Genomic DNA, 11,008 nt, shown 5'->3' on the forward strand with positions numbered 1-11,008 from the left:
AAGCATCATGCAAATCGCTTTAAGCTTTAGCCTTATAGCTTTCAGCTTTATTCATATTTAAGTGCATCAACGGCGTTTGCTTTCGCTACTTTAAAAGTTTGGAGGCTCACCGTTAATACGGCAATAATTACAGATGCCAATAGTGCTAATGCAAATGGCCACGGATCGATAGCGATCTTGTAATCGTACTTTTGCAGCCAATGGTTCACTAAAAAGTAAGCTACAGGAATCGCGATTACATTTGAAATGATCACCAGTTTCATAAAATCTTTATTGAGCAGAATGAGGATATCCGACAGGTTAGCGCCTAAAACCTTCCTGATACTGACCTCTTTGCTTCGTTGCTCTGCCATATACAACGCTAACCCAAGTAAGCCAAGGCAGGAAATAAAGATGGCAAAACCTCCAAAGATGTTGGAAAGCACGCTTAATAATTTTTCACTTTGTAATTTTTCCTTCATTCCATCATTCACAAAGGTGAGTTGCGGCGGATAAGCAGGATTAAATTCCTCACTGCTATTTTTTATGGCTTGAATAGAACTACTCAAAGATTGATTGGGATTCAGCCGCAGCAGTAAAACAGAACTTTTGTTAACATTATAATAAAAGATGGTAGGCTCAACAATTTTACCGAAACTTTCATTAAAATAATCTTGTACAACACCCACTACCGTTAAGGGTGGATTATCTCCCCAAGACAAAATCGTGCCTACCGGATTTTTAAGCCCCATCCGTTTTACGGCAGTTTCATTTAATAACACTGATGTAATGGTATCTGCAGGAAACTCTTTTGATAAATCCCTTCCGGCAATTACTTTGGTTCCAATCGTTTTAATATAATTGAAGCCAGTACTCCGGTAGTTGATAATAGCATTATCGTCTGCTGCCTTGCCGGGCCAGCTTAAATTACCTGTAATTGAGCCACCTCCTGTAAAATTGCTTGCAAACTCAGATGCAGAAACTACAGCACCGTTCCTGATTAAATTATCTTTGAAAGCCTGCAGCCGTGAATGGTTCTTCAACTCGCCTTCCAGATCCAGTTGAACCATAAAATTTTGGTCGAAACCCAGGGGCTTATTTTTAAGATATTGTATCTGACGGTATACCACAATGGCCGAAATGATCATGCAAATGGAAAGGCTAAACTGAAAAATAACCAATACCCGCCTAATGCTTAATGAACCTGTACTTCCTTTAAAACCCTTAAGCACCTTAACGGGAATAAATGACGAGAGATAGAATGCGGGGTAACTCCCAGCTAAAAAACCGGTGATAAGTGCCAGGCCAACTAATACAATCCAGAACGTATAGGAACTATAATCTATAAATATTTTGATATCAAGCAGGTTATTAAAATAGGGCAAAAATACTTCCAGTAATACAAATGCAACAAGCACGGCCACAAAGGCAAGGATAATCGATTCTAAAAGAAACTGCCCCATAAGTGTACTTCTTGCCGATCCCAATGCCTTCTTAACGCCTACTTCTCTTGCCCGTTTTTCAGATCGGGCCGTAGATAAATTCATGTAGTTGATGCAGGCGATAAGTAACACACAAAGACCCAAAAATGTAAATAGACGCACCTGATCGATTCTGCCACCAACAACTTTACCGTTCTTGAATTCATCCCAAAGGTGTGTTTTACTTAAAGGGAAAAGGAATGGTTCATATACATAGGATTTGATCTCAGGATTTTTGGCAACGATGAAATCTTTCAATCGGTCATTCACATCTTTAAGGAACACGTTATCCTTTAATTGAAATATCGTACTACAATCAATACTTCCCCAACCAGTAGCAGGAATCTCAGGATTTATTTGTTCTAAAAAAGCCCAGGGCTGCAGAACATCGAACTGTATGGTTTGATTTTTTGGCAAATCCTCAATTACAGCCGACACTTTCAGCACTTTGCGATTATCCCATTTGATGCTTTGCCCGACAACATTTTCACTGCCAAATAGTTTTTTGGCCGTAGCGGAGGTAATTAAAACTGAGCCCGGTTCATTGAGTGCGTTGGCTGAATTGCCATAAAGAAATTTATAATTTAAAATATTGATAAAAGACGGATCTACAAAATAGGAATTCAGCTTAAATTTATTTTGTTTATGACTGAATAATTTTTGCCCGTTTAGCGAGTATAACCTGGCTGCATTTTTAATCCCCGGAATTTCTTCCAAAACAGCTTTGGCCAGTTTATAAGGAACGGCACCGGTGGTGATCACCTCCCCATTTACTTTTAATTTCAGCTTGGCAAGGTAAATCTGATCTAACTTTTTAAACTGCTGGTCGTAACTCCGCTCATAATTTACGTACAACAACAGCATCAAACAACAAGCCATACCAATAGCTAATCCACCCAAATTAATTAAGGTAAAGCCCTTATTTCTCCAAAGGTTCCGCAAGGCGATTTTTAAGTTTAATTTGAACATATTTTTTAAGGTTGAGGGTTGAAAGGTAAAGGGTTGAGGGCTTGGGCATTTAAACCTTTCACCTTATTACCTTCCGCCTTCCCACCTTTTTTTATTCATATTTAAGTGCATCAACCGGATTAGCTTTTACGGCTTTATTTGCCTGGATACTTACGGTTATTAGGGTTAATAAAATGGTAATTAAAGCACTCACAATAAATGGCAGGGCAGATAAACTAATTCTATAAGCAAATGTGTCCAGCCATAATTTTATGAGTATATAGGCAATCGGCCCGGAAATAATATTGGCAACCAGCACCATTACTAAAAATGAACTATTTATCAATTTGAAAATTTGCACATTGCTTGCACCTAAAATTTTTCGCACTGCGATTTCTTTAATTCTGCCATTGGTGATGTATTTTGCGAAAGCGAACAAGCCCAGAATAGCGATGAAAATGGTTAGTAGTGCTGCAGCAAAAAATACAGATTGCAATTGTTCTTGTTTTTTAAAAAGCTTGCCATAAAGTTCATCCAAAAATTCATACCGAAAATCCTCTCCATCTAAAACATTGATTTTTGGCCACTGCGATTTTAAGGCAGCCAAAGCATCAGTCATTTTCGCTTCCTCAATTTTGAGCATAACCTGCGTTTTTGCATTTCCACAAGGGTTTTTGATGGAATAAATTGTAGGCTGAATGGCACTTTCAAATCCCTGAGCTTTAAAGTCTTGAGCAATGCCTACAATTTTATAGTCGATTCCACAACCTCTTATTATTTTACCTACAGGATTTTTCATCCCGTATTTTGCGGCAGCGCTTTCATTAATTACCGCGGCATTTGCGGTATCAGCAGTAAAAGTTTTCGAAAAAAAACGACCTTCTTTCAGCTTGATGTTTAAGGTTTCGAAGTAATCAAAATCTACATCAACAAAATCGAGGCTTTTCTGCTGACCTTCGAAGCTATAACTATTTGAGCCACTTTCAGATCCATCGGGCACATCGGTAGCAACAGTTGCCGATTTTACGCCCGGAATGTTAAGCATCTTGTTTCTTAAGGGTTCGAACTTCTCTGGTTTGTTGAAATCCGCAATATTTTTAACAAAAATAACCTGATTGGGCGAAAAGCCTAAATCTTCGCTCCGCATGTATTTTAATTGTGAATTAATCATGATTAACCCAATAATAAAAATCACGGCAATACTAAACTGAAATACCAGGAGTCCGTTTCGCAACCACGAGCTTTGTTTGCTTGTTGAGAAGTTCCCTTTTAGCACCAGCGCAGGCTTAAATCCGGAAAGCACTAATGCAGGATAAATCCCCGCAACAACAGTAATAAGGCACAAAACCAAAGGCAATTGCCAAAACAAACCGTTTCCGGCATGCCAGATTGCCAGTTTAACCTGAAATAAATTATTAAAATACGGCAATGCGGATTCAGCGAACACCAGCGCTACAACGGTGGCTATTAAACACTGGATAAATATTTCCGTCAGAAATTGCACAGTTAGCTGAAGACGATAAGCCCCCATTACTTTTTTTATTCCTACCTCTTTTGCTCTTTTGGTAGCTTGCGCAATACTGAGGTTAGTGAAATTGATACAGGCAATTATCAATATTAAAACGCCTAAAACAGACAGCGCAACTAATATTTTATAGGGTGTATCATTGCCTGCCTTAGGCCTTAAATGCTGATTTGCCAAAGGGTCTAAAAAAGTAGATACACTTTTAATTTCTGCAATTGCTTTCTGGTCAGTTTCTCCTTTTAATAACTCTGCTCTATATAAATTTGTAATTTTCTCTTCAAGGTTTGCTACATCTGTTCCTGGCTTCACCTGGATATAGGTATTGTAATTATTATAGCCGTAGCTTTCGCCTTTACCAATTTCATTGCCAATAGAAACCCCGTCGAAGCTAAAATTTGAATGGACATTATTAACAATAGCGCCTGCAATTATTCCTGTTATCCCCGAATTAGTCGATCCATAGCTTACCATTTCGGGTTTGTTATCTCTCTTACCGGGAAACAACGTCTGGATATTTTCGACACTCAAATAACTCAATCGTTCAACTTCACCAGATGGCTTCAAGAGACCACCAATTGGATTGATATTTAAAATTTTAGCCGCATTGTAATCAGCCTGCAAAATGTTCTTCGTAAAAATCGCGTTTTTACCATGCTTAATAGCCAGCTCCCATGACCGGTTTAATTTGGTTATTCCAGCATTTTCTACCTCAGGAAAATTTTGTTTAATCGCTTTTGCCAGCGGCGGAGATGTATAATTTGTCTTGAAATCAGGTTCTATTCGTCCTACTACATAAATGTTGCTGTAGTTTGGATTCGTTTGATCATAGCTGGTTTCATAACTGAAATACATGGCGACTAAAACAAAAGCAGCCAAAGCTATAGCCAAACCACCAACGTTTATGGCCGTTATTCCCCGGTTTCTCCAAAGGTTGCGCAAAGCGATTTTTAAGTTGAGTTTGAACATATTGTTGAGTTTTACGTGGTAAGTTTTAAGTTATAAGTACTGACTTACAACTTAAAACGTATAACTTATTACTTATTTCTATTCATATTTCAATGCATCAACTGCATTTGATTTTGCTACTTTAAAAGATTGAACGCTAACCGTGATCACTGCAATCGATAAAGACAATACCAACGCCAGCACAAAAGGCCAAACAGCTATCGAAATCCTATATTCATATTCCGAAAGCCATCTATTGGCAAGAATATAAGCCATAGGAAATGCCAGCCCATTTGCAATTGCTATCAGTTTAATAAAGTCTTTATTTAACAGCGTGATGATATTTGCTGTACTAGCGCCTAAAACTTTTCGAACGCCTATTTCTTTTTTCCGCTGTTCGGTCATGTATATTGCCAGACCAAGTAAACCTAAACAGGAAATTAAGATGGCAAAACCACCAAACAAGTTAGACAACACACTTAATAACCTTTCACTCTTCAATTTTTCAGTTAATCGATCGCTAACGAAATCTAATTCTAAAGGGTAATCTGGGTTTAAGCGCTTGCTCAATCTTTTAATCTCATCTATTGATTTACTAATATTCTCCGTTGGATTTAAGCGCACTAAAATTGTATTTGGATTATCTTTCCCATAAAAAAATAAAGTAGGGTTCACGTTTCCACCTAACGTAGTTGCGCTATAGTTTTTCATTACCCCGATTATTTTAAATGTTTGGCCCCAATCATCGTTCCTGATCTGTGTACCAATTGGATTTTTAAGATTCATTGCTTTTACTGCTGCCTCATTTAGAACAACAGCACTAGAATCTGCTGTAAATTCTTCGCTAAAGTCACGTCCTTGCAACATTGCTGCGCCGATTGTTTTACTTAGGTTATATCCAGAAAAGCGCAGTGACATCATGATTTGCTCATTCTGCTGTTGCCGGGGCCATCTAATTTTTTCAGTACTTACATATCCATTGGTAATTCCATTGGTTGTTTCCGTAGCTGATAAAATTGTGCCGGATTTGATCAGTTGTGCTTTGAAAAGATTAAGCTTTTGCCCATCTTTTAATGCTCCGTTTCTTACTAATTGTACTAAATTGTTTTTATCAAACCCTAATGGCTTATTTTTCATGTGTTGAATCTGATTATAAACTACAGTTGCACAGATGATCATACAAACTGAACATCCAAATTGCACAACTACCAATATTTTCCGAACAGGCAACGCAATTTTACCAGAACCTGCAAAACCTTTTAAAACTTTAATAGGCTTAAATGATGAGAGATAGAATGAAGGATAACTACCGGCAAGTAGTCCTGTAACTAAAACAAGGGCTAAAAGTATTCCCCAGATTTGGTATGCACCATATTGGATAACAATTTGAATAGCTAAGAGATCATTAAAAAAAGGCAGAGATATTTCTACCAATACAAATGCAATGATCATAGCGATTGTAGACATTAATAATGATTCCAGTAAAAATTGGGAAGCTAATGATTGCCGAGTTGAACCGAGTGTTTTACGCACACCTACCTCTTTTGCTCTTTTTTCTGATCTGGCTGTAGAAAGGTTCATGTAATTTATGCATGCGATAAACAATACACATAGAGCCAGCAACAGATATAATTTTATTTGATCTATTCTGCCGCCAGCAGGTTTTCCGTTTTCAAACTGATCATAAAGGTGTGCTTTCTTAAATGGGAAAAGGAAAAATTCGATGCTATTATTACCAGGGTCGTTCAGTTTGAATATTTTTCGCATCTGGGCATCCGCAGCTGCAAAATCATTGTTGTTTTTAAGTTGAATAATGGTACTCAATGCACCGTCTGTCCAGTCCATATCCTTTAAGAAAGCTTCTTCCTGTTCCAAAAACATCCAAGGCATAATTACATCGAAATGGTAGGTTTGATTTTCCTCTAAATCATCAATTACAGCAGTAACTGTTAAATCCTTGCGGTTATCAAACTTTAAACTTTTACCGATGGGATCTTCACTTCCAAAAAAAATTTTAGCTGTTCTGGCTGTAATAATTATGGAATTTGGATTTATCAACGCTGTTGAAGGACTGCCTTTAATAAACTTGTAATCAAATATTTTAAAAAAACTAGGATCGACATAAATAATACTTTTCATAAAATTATGCGTTCCACTTTTCACCGCTCCGCCCCTTTCTCCCAGCCTACTTGCATATTCAATTCCTGGTATGGTTTGCAATGCAGTTGCGGCCAATTGGCTGGGTGTACAAAAAGCACGATTTGTAATGATCTGATCGCTCATTAAATCATTATCGTATACCGAGTATATCCTATCTATATTTTTAAATTGCTTATCGTAGCTCCACTCGTAGTCAACGTACAATAACAACAGCAAACAACAGGATAAACCAATAGCTAATCCACCAATATTGATCAAGGAAAACCCCTTGTTCTTCCACAGGTTACGCAAAGCGATTTTTAAGTTGAGTTTGAACATTTTCGTAGTATTGAGTATCAAGTATCAAGAGCCGAAAGCGAAAAGCAGAAAGACTAAAGCAACAAGTAAGTCGCTTTAAGCTTTGGTCTTTAAGCTTTCAGCTTTATTCATATTTAAGTGCATCAACCGGATTAGCCTTCGCCACCTTAACCGATTGAATGCTGACCGTTAAAACCGCAATAATAACTGATATACAGCCTGCCAGCACAAAAGGCAATGACGATATCGAAACCCGGTATTCGAAAGCAGAGAGCCATTTATTGATGATAATATAAGCGAGTGGAAAAGCAATTAAGTTTGCTATAGCAACTAGCTTAATAAAATCTTTATTTAAAAGCGTGAGGATATTGGCGGTGCTCGCACCCAAAACCTTGCGGATGCTAATCTCCTTTTTACGCTGCTCTGCCATAAAAAGCGCCAGGCCGAGTAAACCCAAACAGGATATAAAAACGGCGAAGCCACCAAACCAGTTTGAAAGTGAACCCAGTACTTTTTCATCCTGAAATTTAACCTCAAAAGATTCGTTTACAAATTTTCGGTTTACAGGATAATTGGGTTCGATGTTTTTGACCACTTCATCAATTTCGGCCAGGGATGAACTCATATTTTGATTTGGGTTCAACCGTGCAATAATTACGCTGATATCTTCGCTGGTATTTAACCGAAAAATCATCGGTGCTACCTTCTGATAAGCACTTTCTACAACAAAATCTTTTACAACGCTAACGTTTGTGTACTTTGTACCCCAAAAAGTGATAACAGCACCAATCGGCTTTTTCAGACCCATCATTTTAACTGCTGCCTCGTTCAACATTACACTGCTGCTATCAGCAGGAAATTGAATCAAATTAGATTGATCATAACCAATCGGTTTATTTTTAATATAATTTAGTTGCTGATAAATTATTGTTGTACAAACGATTAGGCAGGCAGCAAAAACAAATTGCCCTACCACTAAAACTTTCCTTACAGATACCGATGAATCCGTTTTAAGTTTTAAACCTTTTAATACTTTGATGGGTTCGAAAGAAGACAGATAAAGTGCCGGATAACTACCCGCTGTAAGACCGGTAAAAATCATTAAAATGAAAAGTGCTGCCCAAAATTTGAAGTCGCTATAATCTATTTCTAATTTTATATTTAATAAGTTGTTAAAATAAGGGATACTAATTTCAACTAATATGAAGGCGATAACCGTAGCGATAAAAGTGATTAATATTGATTCTGAAAAAAATTGACTGATTAACGATTGTCTTGAAGACCCAATAGCCTTACGTACCCCGACTTCTTTTGCCCTGCGCTCGGAACGGGCAGTTGATAAATTCATGAAGTTTACACAAGCAATCAATAATATGCAAAATGCCAGTAAAAGAAATATCTTAAGCTGATCTATTTTTCCACCTACCGACTTTCCGTTCACAAAATCGCCATACAGGTGCCACCTGTCTAAAGGATGCAATAAGGCAACTGCCAGATTTTCTTTTTGGTTTCGTTTATAAATGTCATGTATGTAAGCATTCGCCGCCGGAAAAAATTTATTGTCTTGCAACTGAACCATTGTAAGGCACATGTTATTACCCCAGTTATTTTCCCTTGCCCACGTTTCTCTCTTCAAAAATAAATCCCACGGCATTATACATTCAAAAATTATACTGCTATTAGCTGGGCTATCCTCTATTATCGCTTCAACTTTTAGAACATCTTGATTCTCCAGCTTTACCGTTTTATTGATTGGATCTTCATTTCCAAATAGCTTTTTAGCAAATGATTTGGTAAGGATGATAGAATTTAAATTCTGTAACACCTTTTCAGGGTTACCTTTAATAAACTTATAATCCAATATTTTAAGGAAAGACGGATCGGCAAAAACAACCTTACTGCTCTGTTTATTATTGCCCAGGGTTATTAAATTCGGTCTTGGATAGGTGGAATGTGATGCATATTTAACACCCGGTAATTTTTCCTGCACCTCGCCAGCCATAACATTGGGCGTCCAGGGCCAGCTAAAAGTTTTGCCATTAGCCACTACATTTTGATAAATAACATATGTTTTATTGCTATTCTTAAATTGTTTGTCGTAACTCCATTCGTAGGCCACATAAATCAGTAATACCATACAACTGGCCAAGCCAATGGCTAACCCTCCGATGTTTATCAGAGAAAATCCTTTATTTCTCCAGAGGTTGCGTAATGCGATTTTTAAGTTGAGTTTGAACATTTTTTAGTATCAAGTAGTGAGTATCAGGTATCAAGTATCATCAGCCAAGAGCTAAAAGCAGAAAGACTAAAGCTTCTTGCAAAGTGCTTTAAGCTTTGATCTTTTAGTTAACTAACGCCTATCCCGAATCCTCCCATCCGGGAAGATTTCGGTCGGCTATCATTAACTAAACTAAATTCTTATATCAATCAGGCTAAGCACATTAATCTTTGTGCTTTCACCTTTAGGCTTTCGGCTTGTTTTAAATCAATTCCTCGTTTCTGCTTTTATTTATTTTTTCAGAAATCACATGGCCATCTTTCAGGTTGATAATTCGGTTCGAAAAACTTGCATCATGACTGGAGTGGGTTACCATTACAATGGTGGTTCCGGTTTCATTTAACTCACAGAGCAATTCCATCACTTCATTTCCATGAGAACTATCCAGGTTTCCGGTAGGCTCATCGGCTAAAACCAATTTAGGTTTAGTTACCAAAGCCCTTGCTACGGCAACCCGCTGTTGTTGTCCCCCAGATAATTGCTGCGGAAAGTGCCCGCTTCGGTTAACGATATTCATCCTTTCGATGATTTCATTCACCAGTTTTTTGCGTTCCTCTCCCGGAATCTTATTATAGATCAAAGGCAGTTCTATGTTTTCAAAAACCGTTAACTCATCAATTAAATTAAAGTTCTGGAAAACGAAACCCATATTTCTTTTGCGGAAATTAGAACGTTCTCTATCATTCAAAGTCAGCAGTTCGGTGTCAATAAACTTATAACTTCCGCTTTCCGGCTTGTCAAGCAGCCCCATTACGTTTAACAAAGTTGATTTACCGCAACCAGACGGCCCCATAATGGAGACAAACTCGCCTTCTTTGACATGAAGATTAATGCCATTCAGTGCCGTAGTTTCAACTTCTTCTGTTTTATAAACTTTTTCCAGATTTTCTATTCTAATCATAGCGTTTTTTATCAAGTATTTAGTATCAGACAATCAGTATCGAGTATTTAGTATCGAGTATCAAGCCTGGATGGTATATTTTTGCTAACTTGTTTGTCTAATTTTTATGTTGTCCGTTGTCCGTTGTCCGTTTCCGTTTCCAACTCCTATTCTTTCCCTATTTCCCGTTTCTCAACTCTCAACTCCTATTTCCATACTCCCATTTCAAAACTCCCGACTCCCAACTCCCAACTCCCAACCTATTTACTTATCTCCACCTGATCATACTGGAGTTGCTACATTTGACTGGAGGAATTTAGTTGTCAGATTTAACTAGAAACTTTTAAATTTGATTATATGAGCAAACGAGTATTTGATGATTCCTTCAAAAAAATGGCTATAGATTTATCTAATAGCCGAGGATCGGTGAAAGAGGTTTGGAGTTGCTACATTTGACTGGAGGAATTTAGTTGTCAGATTTAACTAGAAACTTTTAAATTTGATTATATGAGCAA

5 protein-coding genes are annotated in these 11,008 nt (G+C 37.5%); all 5 read right to left on the minus strand.

Annotation, left to right across the window (positions count from 1 at the left end; genetic code table 11):
- Positions 1-47: 47 nt before the first annotated feature.
- Complete coding sequence (locus GJU39_RS20320) at positions 48-2,429, minus strand: ABC transporter permease (protein WP_154282836.1); 2,382 nt, start codon at positions 2,427-2,429, stop codon at positions 48-50.
- Positions 2,430-2,520: 91 nt separating this feature from the next.
- A complete protein-coding gene (locus tag GJU39_RS20325; protein WP_154282837.1) occupies positions 2,521-4,899 on the minus strand; it encodes an ABC transporter permease in 2,379 nt (792 codons plus the stop codon).
- 78 nt (positions 4,900-4,977) lie between these two features.
- Complete coding sequence (locus tag GJU39_RS20330) at positions 4,978-7,356, minus strand: ABC transporter permease (protein WP_154282838.1); 2,379 nt, start codon at positions 7,354-7,356, stop codon at positions 4,978-4,980.
- 103 nt (positions 7,357-7,459) lie between these two features.
- Complete coding sequence (locus GJU39_RS20335) at positions 7,460-9,574, minus strand: ABC transporter permease (protein WP_154282839.1); 2,115 nt, start codon at positions 9,572-9,574, stop codon at positions 7,460-7,462.
- A 241-nt stretch (positions 9,575-9,815) separates the two neighbouring features.
- Positions 9,816-10,514: an ABC transporter ATP-binding protein gene (locus GJU39_RS20340; protein WP_154282840.1), complete on the minus strand. Its 699-nt coding sequence runs from the start codon at positions 10,512-10,514 to the stop codon at positions 9,816-9,818.
- Positions 10,515-11,008: the final 494 nt, after the last annotated feature.

Origin of the sequence: Pedobacter petrophilus (assembly GCF_009674725.1) — a bacterium.
Taxonomy (GTDB): domain Bacteria; phylum Bacteroidota; class Bacteroidia; order Sphingobacteriales; family Sphingobacteriaceae; genus Pedobacter; species Pedobacter petrophilus.

Coding starts and splice junctions, on each gene's coding strand:
- GJU39_RS20320 (WP_154282836.1), bottom strand. CDS start 2,429: ATGTTCAAATTAAACTTAAAAATCGCCTTGCGGAACCTTTGGAGAAAT.
- GJU39_RS20325 (WP_154282837.1), bottom strand. CDS start 4,899: ATGTTCAAACTCAACTTAAAAATCGCTTTGCGCAACCTTTGGAGAAAC.
- GJU39_RS20330 (WP_154282838.1), bottom strand. CDS start 7,356: ATGTTCAAACTCAACTTAAAAATCGCTTTGCGTAACCTGTGGAAGAAC.
- GJU39_RS20335 (WP_154282839.1), bottom strand. CDS start 9,574: ATGTTCAAACTCAACTTAAAAATCGCATTACGCAACCTCTGGAGAAAT.
- GJU39_RS20340 (WP_154282840.1), bottom strand. CDS start 10,514: ATGATTAGAATAGAAAATCTGGAAAAAGTTTATAAAACAGAAGAAGTT.